At 67.3% G+C, this 14,785-nt stretch carries 18 protein-coding genes; 10 read left to right on the plus strand and 8 right to left on the minus strand.

Annotated features, from left to right (window positions below):
- Positions 1-11: 11 nt before the first annotated feature.
- From K6T84_RS19845 to K6T84_RS19860, 4 genes are read left to right on the plus strand one after another with little or no spacing between them, the layout of a single operon-like run.
- The gene (locus tag K6T84_RS19845) at positions 12-1,076 is read left to right on the plus strand and encodes a thiolase family protein (protein WP_224862973.1); all 1,065 of its coding nucleotides are present in this window, start codon (positions 12-14) and stop codon (positions 1,074-1,076) included.
- Positions 1,076-2,248 (plus strand): thiolase family protein, encoded by a 1,173-nt coding sequence (locus tag K6T84_RS19850; RefSeq protein ID WP_224862975.1) that lies wholly within the window; start codon positions 1,076-1,078, stop codon positions 2,246-2,248. Before K6T84_RS19845 ends, K6T84_RS19850 begins: the two co-directional genes overlap by 1 nt.
- An 11-nt stretch (positions 2,249-2,259) precedes the next feature.
- A complete protein-coding gene (locus K6T84_RS19855; protein ID WP_224862977.1) occupies positions 2,260-2,670 on the plus strand; it encodes a nuclear transport factor 2 family protein in 411 nt (136 codons plus the stop codon).
- Between the two features lie 25 nt (positions 2,671-2,695).
- On the plus strand, positions 2,696-2,881 hold the full coding sequence (locus K6T84_RS19860) for a helix-turn-helix domain-containing protein (protein ID WP_224862979.1): 186 nt from the start codon (positions 2,696-2,698) through the stop codon (positions 2,879-2,881).
- Here K6T84_RS19860 and K6T84_RS19865 read toward each other — a convergent pair.
- Positions 2,845-3,378, minus strand: coding sequence for a gamma carbonic anhydrase family protein (locus tag K6T84_RS19865; RefSeq protein WP_224866002.1), 534 nt, complete (start codon positions 3,376-3,378; stop codon positions 2,845-2,847). The two genes, K6T84_RS19860 and K6T84_RS19865, sit on opposite strands and share 37 nt — an antisense overlap.
- Positions 3,379-3,487: 109 nt before the next feature.
- On the opposite strand from K6T84_RS19865, the gene K6T84_RS19870 reads away from it, so the two are divergent.
- Together K6T84_RS19870 and K6T84_RS19875 are read left to right on the plus strand one after the other, a co-directional pair.
- Positions 3,488-4,639, plus strand: a complete 1,152-nt coding sequence (locus K6T84_RS19870) for a 3-ketosteroid-9-alpha-monooxygenase, oxygenase component (protein WP_224862980.1) — start codon at positions 3,488-3,490, stop codon at positions 4,637-4,639.
- 7 nt (positions 4,640-4,646) lie between these two features.
- Positions 4,647-5,120, plus strand: a complete 474-nt coding sequence (locus K6T84_RS19875; RefSeq protein WP_224862982.1) for a hypothetical protein — start codon at positions 4,647-4,649, stop codon at positions 5,118-5,120.
- 4 nt (positions 5,121-5,124) lie between these two features.
- Here the strand turns inward: K6T84_RS19875 and K6T84_RS19880 are convergent, their stop codons facing one another.
- The 3 genes from K6T84_RS19880 to K6T84_RS19890 are packed head-to-tail and all read right to left on the minus strand — an operon-like array spanning position 5,125 to position 8,183.
- Positions 5,125-6,270: a sulfotransferase family protein gene (locus tag K6T84_RS19880; protein WP_224862984.1), complete on the minus strand. Its 1,146-nt coding sequence runs from the start codon at positions 6,268-6,270 to the stop codon at positions 5,125-5,127.
- Positions 6,270-7,052 (minus strand): SDR family oxidoreductase, encoded by a 783-nt coding sequence (locus tag K6T84_RS19885; protein WP_224862986.1) that lies wholly within the window; start codon positions 7,050-7,052, stop codon positions 6,270-6,272. Before K6T84_RS19885 ends, K6T84_RS19880 begins: the two co-directional genes overlap by 1 nt.
- Positions 7,053-7,055: 3 nt before the next feature.
- Positions 7,056-8,183, minus strand: a complete 1,128-nt coding sequence (locus K6T84_RS19890; protein WP_225400783.1) for a hypothetical protein — start codon at positions 8,181-8,183, stop codon at positions 7,056-7,058.
- Positions 8,184-8,267: 84 nt separating this feature from the next.
- Between K6T84_RS19890 and K6T84_RS19895 the strand changes: the two genes are divergently transcribed.
- Genes K6T84_RS19895 through K6T84_RS19910 form a run of 4 tightly spaced genes read left to right on the plus strand, consistent with a single transcriptional unit; the run spans position 8,268 to position 11,315 of the window.
- Positions 8,268-9,185, plus strand: a complete 918-nt coding sequence (locus K6T84_RS19895) for an IclR family transcriptional regulator (protein ID WP_224862990.1) — start codon at positions 8,268-8,270, stop codon at positions 9,183-9,185.
- The gene (locus K6T84_RS19900) at positions 9,182-9,643 is read left to right on the plus strand and encodes a nuclear transport factor 2 family protein (protein ID WP_224862992.1); all 462 of its coding nucleotides are present in this window, start codon (positions 9,182-9,184) and stop codon (positions 9,641-9,643) included. Before K6T84_RS19895 ends, K6T84_RS19900 begins: the two co-directional genes overlap by 4 nt.
- Positions 9,640-10,572, plus strand: a complete 933-nt coding sequence (locus tag K6T84_RS19905) for a TIGR03619 family F420-dependent LLM class oxidoreductase (RefSeq protein WP_224862994.1) — start codon at positions 9,640-9,642, stop codon at positions 10,570-10,572. The genes K6T84_RS19900 and K6T84_RS19905 overlap by 4 nt, the downstream gene beginning before the upstream one ends.
- A gap of 23 nt (positions 10,573-10,595) precedes the next feature.
- A complete protein-coding gene (locus tag K6T84_RS19910; protein WP_225400784.1) occupies positions 10,596-11,315 on the plus strand; it encodes an EthD domain-containing protein in 720 nt (239 codons plus the stop codon).
- Here the strand turns inward: K6T84_RS19910 and K6T84_RS19915 are convergent.
- From K6T84_RS19915 to K6T84_RS19930, 4 genes are all read right to left on the minus strand, one after another.
- The gene (locus tag K6T84_RS19915) at positions 11,290-11,553 is read right to left on the minus strand and encodes a heme-binding protein (RefSeq protein ID WP_225400785.1); all 264 of its coding nucleotides are present in this window, start codon (positions 11,551-11,553) and stop codon (positions 11,290-11,292) included. The two genes, K6T84_RS19910 and K6T84_RS19915, sit on opposite strands and share 26 nt — an antisense overlap.
- A gap of 21 nt (positions 11,554-11,574) precedes the next feature.
- Entirely contained in the window at positions 11,575-13,668 is a 2,094-nt protein-coding gene (locus K6T84_RS19920; protein ID WP_225400786.1) for a RecQ family ATP-dependent DNA helicase, read from the minus strand.
- 80 nt (positions 13,669-13,748) lie between these two features.
- Positions 13,749-14,240, minus strand: a complete 492-nt coding sequence (locus K6T84_RS19925) for a hypothetical protein (RefSeq protein ID WP_224863001.1) — start codon at positions 14,238-14,240, stop codon at positions 13,749-13,751.
- A 35-nt stretch (positions 14,241-14,275) separates the two neighbouring features.
- The coding region (locus K6T84_RS19930) for an amidase domain-containing protein (protein ID WP_329786717.1) at positions 14,276-14,785 on the minus strand (510 nt) is incomplete at its 5' end.

Here is a 14,785-nt window from a genome sequence, read left to right on the forward strand (position 1 = left end):
GGAACCGCCACATGAGCACTCGCGATGTCGCGGTGGTGGGCTTCGCCCATGCCCCGCACGTCCGCCGCACCGACGGCACCACCAACGGCGTCGAAATGCTGATGCCGTGTTTCGAACAGCTCTACCGCGAACTGGGCATCGCCCAGACCGACATCGGATTCTGGTGTTCGGGCAGCTCGGATTACCTTGCCGGGCGGGCTTTCTCGTTCATCTCGGCGATCGACTCGATTGGCGCGGTTCCACCGATCAACGAGTCACACGTGGAGATGGACGCCGCGTGGGCCCTGTACGAGGCCTACATCAAGGTGCTGACCGGCGAGGTCGATACCGCACTGGCCTACGGCTTCGGCAAGTCCTCGGCCGGGCAGCTGCGCCGGATCCTGGCCCTGCAGACCGACCCCTACACCGTCGCCCCGCTGTGGCCGGACTCGATCTCGATCGCCGGATTGCAGGCCCGGATCGGTCTCGACGGCGGCCAGTGGACCGCCGAGCAGATGGCCCGGGTGGCGATGGACTCGTTCGCCCACGCCGAGCGGGTGGACGGCGTGGAGGCCTCGGACAGCCTTGACGAACTGCTGGAGCGTCCGTTCTTCGCAGACCCGCTGCGCCGGCACGACATCGCCCCGATCACCGACGGCGCCGCCGCGATCATCCTGGCGTCCGGCGACAAGGCTCGCGAGATGTGTGAAAACCCCGCCTGGATAACCGGTTTCGAGCACCGCATCGAGTCACCGGTGCTGGGCAGCCGGGACCTGACCCGCTCACCGTCGACGTTCGCGTCAACTAGGGCCGCCACCGGCGATGACATGCCCGCGGTGGACGTCGCCGAGATCCATGCGCCGTTCACCCACCAGCAACTGATCCTCACCGAGGCGATGCGACTGCCGTCGAAGGTCAAGCTGAACCCGTCCGGAGGCGCGCTGGCGGCCAACCCGATGTTCGTCGCGGGCCTGGAGCGCATCGGCTTTGCCGCCCAACACATCTTCAATGGTTCGGCGGGCCGGGTGCTGGCGCACGCCACCAGCGGCCCGGCGCTGCAGCAGAACCTGGTCGCGGTCATGGAAGGACGCAACTGATGGCTCAACTCGCCGCGGTGCTCGGGACCGGGCAGACCAAATACGTCGCCAAGCGCCACGACGTGTCGATGAACGGCCTGGTGCGCGAGGCGATCGACCGCGCCCTGGCCGACTCCGGCTCGACGTTCGCCGACATCGACGCGGTGGTGGTCGGCAAGGCCCCGGACTTCTTCGAGGGCGTCATGATGCCGGAGCTGTTCATGGCCGACGCCATGGGCGCCACCGGCAAGCCGCTGATCCGGGTGCACACCGCCGGGTCGGTGGGCGGCTCGACCGCGATCGTCGCCGCCAGCCTGGTCAAGTCCGGCAAGTATCGCCGGGTGCTGGCGATGTCATGGGAGAAGCAGTCCGAGTCCAATGCCATGTGGGGCTTGAGCATCCCGATCCCGTTCACCAAGCCGGTCGGTGCCGGTGCGGGCGGCTATTTCGCCCCACACGTGCGCGCCTACATCCGCCGCTCCGGCGCGCCCCTGGACACCGGCGCCAAGGTGGTGGTCAAGGACCGGCTCAACGGCGCGAAGAACCCGCTGGCCCATCTGCACCAGCCCGACATCACCGTGGAGAAGGTGATGGCCTCGCAGATGCTGTGGGACCCAATCCGATTCGACGAGACGTGTCCGTCGTCGGACGGCGCTTGCGCGGTGGTGATCGGCGACGAGGCCGCCGCCCAAGCCCACCTCGACGCGGGTCAGCCGGTGGCCTGGATTCACGCCACCTCGCTGCGCACCGAGCCGCTGGCCTACTCCGGTCGCGACCAGGTCAACCCGCAGGCCGGCCGGGACGCCGCCGCCGCGTTGTGGAAGCAGGCCGGGATCACCAGCCCGATCGACGAGATCGACGCCGCGGAGATCTACGTGCCGTTCTCCTGGTTCGAGCCGATGTGGCTGGAGAATCTGGGCTTTGCCGCCGAAGGCGAGGGCTGGAAACTCACCCAGGCCGGCGAGACCGCCATCGGCGGCAAGCTGCCGGTGAACGCCTCCGGCGGCGTGCTCTCGAGCAACCCGATCGGCGCCTCGGGCATGATCCGCTTCGCCGAAGCGGCGATCCAGGTGATGGGCAAGGCCGGCGACCACCAGGTTCCGGGTGCCCGCAAGGCACTGGGCCACGCCTATGGCGGTGGCTCGCAGTACTACTCGATGTGGGTTGTCGGCGCCGACAAGCCCGCTGGTTGAGAGGAACACCGATGAAAGCAGATCACCCCGCACACCTGGCCGGTAAGCGCTCCCGCGACGCGGTGGCGGCCCGGGACAAGGAAGCCTGGCTGGCGAACTTCGCCGACGACGCGATCGTGCAGGACCCGATCGGCCCGTCGCACTTCGACCCGGAGGGCAAGGGTCACACCGGCCGCGAGGCGATCTCGGCGTTCTGGGACAACGCGATCGCACCCACCGACAAGATCGAGTTCAACTTCTCCGACACCTTCCAGTGCGGTGACGAGGAAGCCAACACCGGCAACATCACCATCACCATGGGCGGCCACCAGATCGTCACCGAGGGTGTGTTCACCTACCGGGCGAACGCGGCCGGTCAGCTGGTCGCGCTGCGCGCCTACTGGGAGTTGGACCGGGCCGCGGCGAGCGCCCGCAAGATCTGAGGATCGACATCGGCTTGTTTCGGGGGTGCCAGAGTCCGCCATTGAACGAGAGCTGGCGGAGGCCCTGGGTCGGACATTGGCCGAGCTACGCCAAGAGCGCGGCTTGACGCAAGAAGTCGTCGCCCAGGCCGCGGGGATCAGCCGCAAATCTGACCGGTCGACCACCCGAGCAGGTCACTCCTGCTCGACCCGCTCCAGGCCTTCGCGGTAGCGCTGCGCCAGATCCTGGTAGTACTTCGGGTTCGCGTCGATCCACATCTCGGCGCCGGTACCGGCGATCGGTCCCTTGACGACGGCCGGGGAACCGACCACCAGCACCCCGTCGGGAATCTTGGTGCCGGACAACACCGTCGCGCCGGCGGCGACCAGGCTGCGGCTGCCGATCACCGCACCGTCGAGCACCGTGGCGTGGTTGCCGATCAGCGCCTCCGCGCCGACATGCGCGCCGTGCACCAGGCACATGTGCGCCACCGTCGCACCCGGGCCGATGTCGACGGGAACACCCGGCGGGACGTGCAGCACCGAGCCGTCCTGCACGTTGGCGCCCTCCCGCACCACGATGGGCGCGTCGTCGGCACGCAGAATTGCGCCGAACCAGACCGATGCGCCGGCGGCGATGGTGACATCGCCGATCAGGGTGGCGGTGGGCGCGACGAAGGCGGTCGGGTCGACGCGCGGCGAGCGCCCGTTGAAGGAGTACAGCTGCATCGTCCACATATACCAGGACTAAAGACCCTGAACCAGCAGGCCTTATTGCGCAAACAGGCGTCAAAACTGTAACGTGTTCTAGTTAGAAGCTGAGGGTTGGAGGCAACAGGTGAGCACTGAGAGCGCTGAGGTCGGCGTCCGCGAAATCGACACCGGCACGCTGCCGGATCGCTACGCGAGGGGTTGGCACTGCCTGGGCCCGGTGAAGGAGTTCCAGGACGGCAAGCCGCATGCCATCCACGGGTTCGGGGCCAAGCTGGTCGTCTTCGGCGACTCGCACGGTGACCTGCACGTACTCGACGCCTACTGCCGGCACATGGGCGGCGACCTGAGCCGCGGCACCATCAAGGGCGACGAGGTCGCCTGCCCGTTCCACGACTGGCGCTGGGGCGGCGACGGCCGCTGCAAGCTGGTCCCCTACTCCAAGCGGACCCCCCGGGTAGCCCGGACCCGCTCGTTCCCGACCGACGTACGCGGCGGCCTGCTGTTCATGTGGCACGACCCGGAGGGCAACCCGCCACCGGACGAGGTGCGCATCCCCGAGATCCCGGAGTGGTCCAGCGGCGAGTGGACCGATTGGCGCTGGAATTCCATGGTGATCGACTCCAACTGCCGCGACATCATCGACAACGTCACCGATTTCGCGCACTTCTTCTACATCCACTACGGCCTGCCCACCTCGTTCAAGAACGTCTTCGAGGGCCACATCGCCTCCCAGTACCTGCACAACGTGGGACGCCCCGACGTTCCGGGTCTGGGCACCAGCTACGGCGGCTCGGAGCTGGATTCGGAAGCCTCCTATTTCGGCCCGTCGTTCATGATCAACTGGCTGCACAACAGCTACAACGGCTTCAAGGCCGAGTCGATCCTGATCAACTGCCACTACCCGATCAGCCAGGACCAGTTCCGGCTGATGTGGGGCGTCATCGTGGAGAAGCCCAAGGGCCTGGACGACGCGACCACCGAGAAGATCGCCGATGCGATGACCGACGGTGTCAGCAAGGGCTTCCTGCAGGACGTCGAGATCTGGAACCACAAGAGCCGCATCGAGAACCCGCTGCTGGTCGAGGAGGACGGCGCGGTCTACCAGCTGCGCCGCTGGTACTCGCAGTTCTACGTCGACGCCGCCGATGTCACGCCGGAGATGACCGATCGCTTCGAGATCGAGATCGACGCCACGGTGGCCAACGAGAAATGGAACGCCGAAGTCGCCGACAACCTGCGGGAGCAGGCCGAGGCCGAGACCGTCAAGGCCGAGTAACACCGCCATGGCCCCCGAGGTGCCCGAAGTCGAAGCTCTGGCCCGATCCATGCTGGCGCTCTACGGCCCGCACGACGACCACGACGACCACGACGACGAGCCGGCGGGCGAGTCCGGCCCGGACACCCGGTATGCGCGGCAACCGCTGTTCCCGGTCGACCCGGACCACTACGAGGCGATACGCGCTGCGACCGAACGGGATTCGGAGCGCTACCTGCACTCGGGCCTGGCGCCGGTGGAATGCCGACACTGTCGGGCCACCGTCGAAGTGAAGAAGCTCGGGCCGGGATACACCTCAGTGCAGTGGAATTCGGCTGCCATGAGCCAGTGCGCGTACTTCACCGCCGAGCGCGAGGCCGGTCACGCCAGCAACCGCAACCGTGGTTGTCCCAACCTGGCCAAGAGCATTCGGCACGCCGTCGCCGAAGGCAACCTGGAGGAGAAGTCCAGCGCTCCCCCACCGGGCGACGGAATCGACTAGGGCCTCACAGTCCGGCGAAGCGCTCGTTGACCTGCTCGGCGGTCAGACCGTAGTCCTCCAGCGCGTAGTGGTGCTTCGGGGCACGCGGGCCGGTCTGGCTGGCCGCGTAGTCCTCGTCCATCGCTCGGCGGGCCTCGTCCGACAACGCGATACCGAACCGGTCGTAGATTCCGACCGCCGTTGCCACCGGATCGGCGACGAACTCACGGTAGTCGATGTCGCAGAACTGCGCCGGATCGTATTTGGCGCGTTGACTGTTGAACAGTTCCAGTCCGCGCGCCCAGGTCTCCATCTCGTCGATGCCGATCTGCGCGCCGACGAATTTGCCCGACTGACCCTCGGTGGTGTGCTGAGCCAGTGAGCACATCGACGCCAGGATGGTCGCAGGCGGCCGATGGCATTGCACCACAAGCGCATCCGGATACACCGCCATGATCGCATCGAGTGCGAACAGGTGACTGGGGTTCTTGAGCACCCACCGCTTACCCGGGTCGTTGAGCCCGATCAGCTGCAGGTTGCGGCGATGCCGCTGGTACGACGGCGTCCAGTCCCGCTCGGAGAGCCACCGCGAATAGCTGGGCAGGTGCGCCAGCGTCTCATAGGACACCGAGTGCAGCGACTGCCGCAGCAACTGCCAGCACTCCTCCAGACCGTCGGCGGTCATGAAGTGCAGCCCGGTGTAGTCCGGGTTCTCGTCATGATGCCGGGCGAACTGGGCAGCCATCTGCTGGTACACCGGGTTGGTGTCCCAGGTGTCGCGCGGTGGGCGGGGCTGCGGGAACTCGGCCAGCCACATCTGCAGACCCTGATGCTGCGGGTCGGCACCCAACAACCGGTGCAGGGCGGTGGTTCCGGTGCGGGGCAACCCGGTGACGAAGATCGGCCGCTCGACGGCGACGTCGACGTATTCGGGGTGCGCATTCCAGCCGGCTTGGGAGAGTAGCCGGGCCACCAGCGCACCGCGCAGGAAGAACCGGTTCATCTTGCTGCCCAGCTCGGTCAGATCGGCCTCATGGGCGTAGGAGTCCAACAGCACCCCGAGTGCTTCGCGGTAGTCGTCGTCATCCGGGCCGAAGTCATCGAGGCCGACCATCTTGGTGGCCGAGGCGTGCAGATCCTCAACGGTGCCGACATCGGTGCGCCCGGCCATCAGTTGTGGTACTCCCCGCAGTTGACGTCGATGACCTGGCCGGTGATGCCGCTGGACAGATCGCTGGCCAAGAACAGCACCGCCGAGGCCACCTCGTCCTCGGTCGGCAGTCGCTTCAGGTCGGAGTTGGCGGCAGTGGCGGCGTAGATCTGCTCAACGGTGGTGCCGTACTTGCCGGCCTGGTGGGCGAAGTAGCCCTGCAGGGTGTCACCCCAGATATAGCCGGGCGCAACGGAGTTGACCCGGATGCCCTGCTCGCCGAGCTCAGAAGCCAGCGACTGCGACATCGCCAGCAGCGCAGCCTTGGCCATCTTGTAGGCGCCGTACTTGGGCTGCGAGTGCCGGATCACCATCGAGTTCAGGTTGACGATCGAGCCGTTGGCCGCCGCCAGGGCCTCGGTGAAGCCCTGGGTCAGCCGCAGCGCGCCTAGGCCGCTCAGCTCGATGGCGTCACGGATGTGCTGGAAGCTGGTCTGCGCCAACGGCTTCATTGACGGAACCCGGAAGGCGTTGTTGATCAACACATCGATGTGGCCATACTCGGCCGTGGCGACCTTCACCAGGTTGGCGACCGCGTCGTCGTCGGTGATGTCGACGGGGACGGCCAGCGCGCGGCGACCGACGGCCTTGATCTGCTGCGCCACGTCTTCCAGGCGGTCGGCACTGCGCGCGACCAGCACCAGGTCGCCGCCTTGGGCCGCGATCCGGTGCGCCAGCGTGCTGCCGAGCCCCGGCCCGACTCCACTGATCACCGCGACCTTTCCGTCAAGCATTCCGGTCATCTTCTACCCCAGCATCCTGTTTGCGATCTGTTGCTGCCGCAGCGCGATCCGCGCCCGCCAAGCGTCTTGGGTGATCTTGTTGTCGTCGTAGTAGGGCAGCGCCGACGCCACCTTGTCGACGTCGACGAGTTTGACGGTCGGGCCGTCCGCCTCGGTCAGCGCGCGTGACACCCGCTGCCAGCGGAACTGCAGGAAGCCCTTGCGGCGGCCCAGCGTCTCGACCCAGTTGGTGACGCCGGGGTCGGTGTCGGAGACCACGATACGGATCTTGCCGTCCGGATCCGCCTGTGCCTGAGTGCCGTTGAGCGAGGTCTGATGGTTGATGTAGTCCAGCGAGATGTACCACAGGCTGCCCAGCTGGAACCCGAGGTAGGGCGCGTCGGTCACCGGCAGGGTGATCACCAGGGCCTGATCGGGCGCCAACTCGTAGTGTCCGGCCGAAGAGTACTGGGTGGCCAGGCCGCCGGGGGTGAGCCGGGGTGCCACCATCGTGTTGACCGGCAGGTTCAGGTAGAACCACTGCGGGAACGCCAGCCAGGTCTTCACCCGGTTGATCAGTTGCTTCCCCGCTGCCGCATAACGTCTTTCGACGAGCTCACGGGTCAGCGGGGGCGGCGCGGTGCCGACCGTGTCGGTGCGGGAGATCGCCAACGTTCCGCGCTGGGCGGCCCAGTCGTTGTAGACCTCGCGGATGACCAACTGCGCGGGCTTCTTCGGCCGGAACCGCCAGGTGAAGCTGCCGTCGTCGGCGACATCGAGTTCGCGGTCGTCGAAGGCCGCCTCGCTGGCCGGGACGTTGTCGTCGGTGTATTCGCCGCCGAGCAGCTGGAAGCTCAGGTCGGTGGTGCTGCCCCGCCGGCCGGTGACGACGTAGTCGTGGTCGGCGCGCACGACGGTACCGAAGTACAGCGTGTCGGGGTTGTCCAGCCCCATCTTGGTGAACGGCCCGGTTCCCGACATCAGGAAGGGATGGTCGCGTTCACCATTGAAGGCGGCGTGCACACACGCCTCGACGCCGCCCGCGAGGTACTGCAGGCCTTCGAGCAGGTCGGCCTCGGTCTCGATGTGACCGGCGGCGGCAACCAGCTGCTCCGCCTCGGCGATCGCGGCCGACAGTGGCTCGGAGTACATCACGCAGCACCCTCTCGGTTCAATATTGGACCATTTCGGTAGATATCTCGAACCGAGATTAGCCGGTCGGGGTAGCATGCTGCAATGGCTGTGCCAGAACAAGCGGAGACCGCAGCTCGGTCATCACCGCCGACCGAGCGGGTGGTGACCATCCTGGACTTTCTGGCGCACCACCCCGACCAGCGCTTCGGCCTGTCCGAACTGGCCCGCCGCACCGGCCTGTCCAAGCCGACCTGTCTGGGTATCGCGACGACCCTGACCGCGGTGGGTTACCTGATGCGTGACGATCTGGACAAGACCTATCGACTCGGTCCGGGGCTGATCTCGCTCGGTCGCGCCGCGCAGCAGTCACTGCGGGTCGGCCCGGAAGCACGTGACGAACTGCGACGGCTCTCGCAGGACTTCGCCACTTCCGCCGCGCTGAGCGCGGTGGTCGACGATCGGATCACCGTGCTGGAACTGGTCGCCGCGCCCGATGCACATCTGGGCGTGCAGGCCGGGCAGAGCTATCCGTTTGCACCGCCGGTGGGGCTGATGTTCGTGCTCTGGGACGAGCGCGCACTACAGGATTGGCTGGCCCGCCAGCCCACCATTCCGCTGCGCGCCGAGAGCGAGCGGCTGCAGCGCGTGGTCGACGAGTGCCGGGCCAACGGCTACCTGGTGGAGCGGCTGACCCCGGGCGGGCAACGGCTTTACGGCCTGATGGCCGGCCTGTCCAGTAACCTCCCGGACGAATTGCGGGCGCTGCTGGCCGAATTGGTCTCCGATATCGGAGAGCGGGTGTACCTGCGTAGCGAGGCCGGCGGCCGGGGCCGCCACGACATCAGCGTCATCTCCGCTCCGGTCTATGACGATCACCAACGTCAGGTGATGGTCGTGTCACTGCACGCCCAGCGTGGGCTCACCGACTCCGAGATCACCCGATGGGCCCGCGGTCTGATGCGCGCCGCCGACGCGCTCACCGCGCAGCTCGGCGGCACCAAGCCGAAGCCGCCGGCATGACCCTGACAGCGGCCGACCGGCTGAAGCTGTCCGAGCTGGTGCACCGCTACGCCGGATACGTCGACGCCCGCCGATTCGACGATCTGGCCGAATTGTTCGCCGCCGACGCCGAATTGATCCTGCCGAAACCGCCAGAACACCTCGAGCCGTGCGTGCGTCACAACGGGCACGCCGGAGTGCTCGACGCGATGACCGCACTGACCGGCATCACCCGGACACACCACGGCATCCTCGGGGAGATCTACACCTCCGAGAGCGATGCCACCGACACGGCGACCGGCGACATCACCGGGGTGGCGCACCACTGGATCGAGGCCGACGGCAAGATCACCGACCACGCCTGGTACCTGCGCTACCGCGACACCTACCACCGCGTCGGGCCGGGCTGGCGGATCGCGTTGCGCGCCTTGACCATCGATGCGATAGAGACCCGAACGACACGGCAGGTTCGACCATGACCAGACCGCAGATCTCGCTGCAGCTCAAGACTTTCACCGACGATCCTGACCATGACTGGGGTGCCACGCTGGCGTTGGGCCGGGCTATGGACGCCGCCGGGGTGGACCGTGTGGTGGTCTCCGATCACGTGGTGTTCGGCGAGAACCCGGATGCCTACGCGGATCCTCGGCTCGGCGGGATCACCGGCGGACGCCAGCCGACCGGTCCCGACGGGCAGTGGCTGGACCCGCTGATCGTGCTGACCGCGCTGGCGGCCACTACCAGCAGAATCCGACTGGGCACCGCGATACTTTTGGCGGCGCTGCGCCGTCCGGCGGTGCTCGCCAAGGAGTTGGCCACCCTGGACGTGCTCTCGGGTGGGCGGCTGGATCTCGGTGTGGGGGTCGGTTGGCAGCGCGAGGAGTACGAGGCCGCGGGGTTGGCCTTCGAGAACCGTGGTCGGCTGCTCGATCACACCCTGGAGGTGTGTCAGTCGCTGTGGACCGAGCAGCGCAGCAGCTACCACTCGGCGGAGCTGTCCTTCGACAATATCCACCAGATGCCCAAACCAGCGCAGCCACACGGTGTTCCGATCTGGGTCAGCGGTACCGTGAACGACGCGGTGGCGCGCCGGCTGGCCCGGTTCGGCACCGGCTGGATTCCCTGGGGCCCGGCGATGCGCGACCCGGCCGGCGCCATCGCCGCGATGAGGGACCGCATCAGCACCCTCGGTGGCGACCCGGCCGATCTGCAGGTGCTGGGCCACGCCACCACTGTCAAGCGCCCGGACGGCTCACTGGACTCCGCGGCCACCGCGGCCAGCGCGCCGGCACTGGTGGCGGCCGGCGTCACCGATGTGCGGGTGACTTGTTCACTGCCGCGCGACAGCGGCCGGGCAGGCGAACTGCTGTCCGAACTCGTCGAGGCGTTCCGCGCTGCCACCGATTGATCCGCCACCGAGGAGGGAGAGTCATGGAAAAGGTCATGATCGTCGCGCAGAAGGCCAACTTCAGCGAACAGTGGTGCCAGAAACTGCGCGGCCCCATCGCCGCACAGCTGCTGGACCTGGGACTGCCGGGAGTCGTGGTCAATGTGCGCGACGAGCCGGTGCGCGACTCCATGCTCGCCCTGACCACTCTGGATCCCCCGGCAGCCGCGGTCATCAGCCTGTGGACCCAGCAGTACTACAGCGAGGCGACCCGCGCGGCCATCGCAGTGATCCAGGCCGAATCCGATTCGGCGGCAGCCTATCTGGTGACCGAATCGATGCCCATGCCGCCGCCGGACCCGGGCGAGGGCGGCCGCACCCCGGGAATGGCCAATGTCGCGCTGCTGCGAAGGCCGGCCGATCTGGACGAGGCGACCTGGCTGCATCGCTGGCACATCGACCACACCCAGGTCGCCATCGACACCCAGGCCACCTTCGGCTACACCCAGAACGCGGTGGTCCGCCCGCTCACTCCGGATGCGCCCCGCATCGACGCCATCGTCGAGGAGAACTTCCCAGACGAGGCGGTGTCAGACCCGTACGCGTTCTACGGCGCCGCCGACCAGGCCGATCTCACCGATCGGGTGGGCCGGATGGTCGCCAGCGTCTCGAGGTTCGGCGCGAACCAGAACATCGACACGGTGCCCACCAGTCGCTACGTGTTCCGGACGCCGTTCGTCAGATGCACTGCTGAGACAGCGTGATCAGCGCCTGCCGCACGTGCGGGTGCCGTTCCAGATAGGACAGCGTCGGATTCGGGGCGCCCGGGTCTTCCTGCCGGCCCTTCGCGTCCAGCTCGGCTCGGACGTCCGGGTGCCGGTTCAGGTAGGCGTCGACCCCCTCACCGAACGTCTGCTCGCATGGTGCTGCGTGCGCCGCCGGGGTCAGGATCAGCGCCGCACCCGTCAAGGCCGCGGCCATGGCTCGATTGATTGCGCTCATCACTCGACCGTACGCCCGTACTCAGTTCACGCTGGCCAGAGCGAACGGCAGGACCTGCGGCGCACCGGCGGCGCGCAGCACCCGGGCCGCCATCGTCAACGTCCACCCGGTGTCGGTCACGTCGTCGACCAGCAGCACCGGCCCGTCCGATTCGAGCTTGGCGGGTTCCTGCCACGAACCGTTCAGGGCGACCACCCGGTAGGCCGAGTTGGCGGCCGTCACCGCCCGCCGCCCGTCCGCGTAACGCAACGTTCCCAGATGCGTCAGCCGGCCAAGCTCGGCCAGCCGCTCGGCCAGTGACCCGATCAGCACCGGGTGGGTGGCCGAGTCCAGCCCCATCACCGCGGTGGGGCGTATCTGCCAGTCCCAGCTCACCAGCACCGCGACCGCGGCCCGCACCACCTCGTCGGGCACCGGCTGATCCGGCTCGTCGAGCAACCGGCGCAGCCGGGCACCCCAGCCCAGATCGGTCAGCCGGCCGATGACCCGGCCGGGCTCCGGCCCGCCGGTGATCCGGCCGGACAGCTCGACACCCAGTCGCGACAGGCCGGAGGGCCATTGGCGGCGCGGGATGATCTCCACCCCGGGACGCATCAACCGCTCCCGGGTGGCCGCCGCGACCGCGGCGTCCACCACACCGTGGAATCGCGACCCGGCGCAGTTGTCGCACCGACCGCACCGCTCCCCCGCACGCAGCTGCGGGTCGTTGAGCTGGGCGCGCAGGAAGCTCATCCGGCAGTCATCGGTTCGCTGGTAGTCGAGCATGGCCTGCTGCTCGGCCCGGCGCAGCTCCTCCAGCGTCCGGTAGCGCTGCTCGTCGTAGCTCCAGGGCGCCCCGGTGGCCAGCCAGCCGCCCTTGACCCGGCGCACCGCGCCGTCGACGTCGAGCACCTTGAGCACCATCTCCAGTCGCGATCGGTTCAAGTCGACCAGCGGCTCCAGGGCCGGCGTCGAGGTCGGCCGGTCTTGCGATAACTCCCCGATCACCTTGCGTACCAAGGCTTCCGACGGGAAGGCCAGCGACGCAAAGTAACGCCAGATGTCCTGATCCTCGATACCGGGCAGCAGGATGACCTCGGCATGAGCGGTGGACCGGCCGGCGCGGCCCACCTGCTGGTAGTAGGCGATCGGCGACGACGGCGCCCCCAGGTGGATCACGAACCCGAGGTCCGGTTTGTCGAATCCCATCCCCAGCGCCGAGGTGGCGATCAGCGCCTTGACCCGGTTGGCCAAAAGGTCGGCCTCCAGCTGTTCCCGGTCGGCCGCTTCGGTGGAGCCGGTGTAGGCGGCCACCGCGAACCCCTGTGCCCGCAGGTCGGCGGCCACGTCGTGGGCCTGGGCCACGGTCAGTGTGTAGACGATCCCGGAACCCGGCAGCTCGTTCAAGTGGGCGCCGATCCACGCGGCGCGCTGCGCCGGGCCGCCGGCGGCCACCACCGACAGCCGCAGCGATTCGCGGTCCAGGCCGCCGCGCAGCACCAGCGTGTCGCCACCGCCGACCCCGAGTTGGCCGGCGACGTCGTCGACCACCCGGTCGTTGGCGGTCGCGGTGGTCGCCAGAACCGGTATGCCGGAACCGAGTTCGGCGATCAGGGTGCGGATGCGCCGGTAGTCCGGCCGGAAGTCGTGCCCCCAGTCCGAGACGCAGTGTGCCTCGTCGACCACCACCAGCCCGGCGCGGGCCGCCAGCGCCGGCAGTACATCGTCACGGAAGTCCGGGTTGTTGAGCCGCTCCGGGCTGACCAGCAACACGTCGAGATCACCCGCGGCAACTCGGCGCTGCACGTCGGCCCACTCGGTGACGTTCGCCGAGTTGATGGTGGCGGCATGCACCCCGGCCCGCTCGGCCGCGGCCACCTGGTTGCGCATCAACGCCAGCAGCGGCGAGACGATCACGGTCGGGCCGTGCCCGCGGGCCCGCAGCAGTTTGGCCGCGATGAAGTAGACCGCCGATTTGCCCCAGCCGGTGCGCTGCACCACCAGCGCGCGACGTCGCTGGACCACCAAGGCCTCGATGGCCGCCCACTGGTCGTCGCGCAGCCGCGCCTCGGGTCCGGCCAGCTGCTCAAGGATCGCCTGGGCGTCGGTTCGGTTCGGGTCGGTCGAGGACGTCACGGCACCATCATGCCGAGCAGCCCCGACAGTGGTTTACTTCGCGGCCCGCTCCCCCTGGATCTCCAGCGAGGCCCGCCTTGCTATTGCTCGATGCTCAAGGCCGCGTCCGCCCACTGACCAGCCATCCCCGATGGGACAGCGATCACACCTATTTTGAGGGGTACCGGGTGTGCATTGGGGCAGACTTCGATCACAGATAAATGGTATTGATACGTTTCTATTCCACCGTTGCCGTTTCCTAGCCACCCCACCGACCGGCGCCCTTGCTCGCCGTCATCGTGTACTGATTCCAAGACGTAGTGGCAGCCAGGATTGGGCATTGCCGCCTCGACATTCCGCGTGATCCGAGCCCGCGCTGCCGCGGCCTCGTCGTCATCCGTGTGAAACAGGTCCACTTGCTCGGGGTTCCGTGAGTTGAGCCCGGCGATCAAAGCTTCACCGTGCTTCTGTTGTTGCTCAACAGTGTAGGGCTGCATTCTGCGTAGCTTGGCATCGTCGGCAAGCCCCCAGAGGTACCCTGCCAACAACATCACGGCCAGAACAACCCCGATCAAAATGGGCAGCACGAGCACGATTCGTCGCCGAGACTTGAGTATGCGCAACACAATCACTCGCCCGGATAGTGCAGGTGAACGAATTCGGCTAGCGACCGCCCACCATAAAAGTCGGTCTCTGGCATCCAGTCATTACGAAAGTTGTTGCCGCCACCAGCATGTTGGTCGACAACGTCCACAAGGTGTCCGTTCTCCATCTTCTGTCCAACGTAAACAGCAGTGTGGTTGATGACTCCACTGGGGTCTCGATAATAGATCATGTCCCCCGGCTGCAGTCCGGCCTTCGATGGCGCGAGCGGGTCGAGCGCCGCCTTCGAAGTCTGCATTGGCGCCGTCCCCACCACCTCACCCCTTCCTGACTGCGTGATGAAATCACGGTTGTCCTGTGCAACGGACCACGTGTTAGACCGACTGTTTAGTGGTGTATGAAGGCCGTTGTTGTAGTACCAGTCGTCGATGTCGCCGCCACGCCAGTCGTCAAGGCCGTTTCCGACATCCTTGAATCCGCCAGGAGGAATTGTCAATACCTGTGGATCGGGGTGTTTCAGGCGACCTCCGTTTCG

The organism is Mycobacterium zoologicum (assembly GCF_020181635.2).
GTDB lineage: Bacteria > Actinomycetota > Actinomycetes > Mycobacteriales > Mycobacteriaceae > Mycobacterium > Mycobacterium zoologicum.